Annotated in this window: 1 protein-coding gene and 1 pseudogene; both read right to left on the bottom strand. The window is 67.0% G+C overall.

Going from position 1 to position 394, the window contains the following annotated elements:
* The coding region (locus WN73_RS11540) for an acylphosphatase (RefSeq protein WP_271552825.1) at positions 1–219 on the bottom strand (219 nt) is incomplete at its 3' end.
* Positions 216–394, bottom strand: a pseudogene (locus WN73_RS11545) (hydrogenase nickel incorporation protein HypB); the annotation flags it as partial. The gene WN73_RS11540 and the pseudogene WN73_RS11545, both read right to left, overlap by 4 nt.

A 394-nucleotide genomic window follows, 5' to 3' on the forward strand; every position in this document is an offset into this window, starting at 1 on the left:
CGGCTTTTCGAGCGGCAGCGCCGCGACGAAGTCCGACGCGCGCTCTCCTTCCACCTCGATGATGACGCCGTGGGGATCGTTGGCGACGAAACCGCCGAGGCGATAGCGCGTGGCGAGGCCGTAGACATAGGGACGAAAGCCGACACCCTGCACCGCGCCACGCACATGCAGGCGCAGCCGCCGTCCGTCCAGTGCTGTAGCCTCGCCGCCCATCGTCATTCCGCCGCCGTCATCGCGGCCGGCCTCGTCGCCTCCATCCGCCTGCGAATCCAGGCATAGAACGCCGCAAAGCCTTCGCCGGTGCGCGCCGACACCGTCAGCACCTCGATCTTCGGGTTGACCCGCCGTGCATATTCGATCGTCTTCGCCAGATCGAAATCAAGGACGGGCGCGA

Origin of the sequence: Bradyrhizobium sp. CCBAU 45394, from assembly GCF_028128655.1 — a bacterium.
In the GTDB taxonomy this organism is placed as follows: Bacteria; Pseudomonadota; Alphaproteobacteria; order Rhizobiales; family Xanthobacteraceae; genus Bradyrhizobium; species Bradyrhizobium diazoefficiens.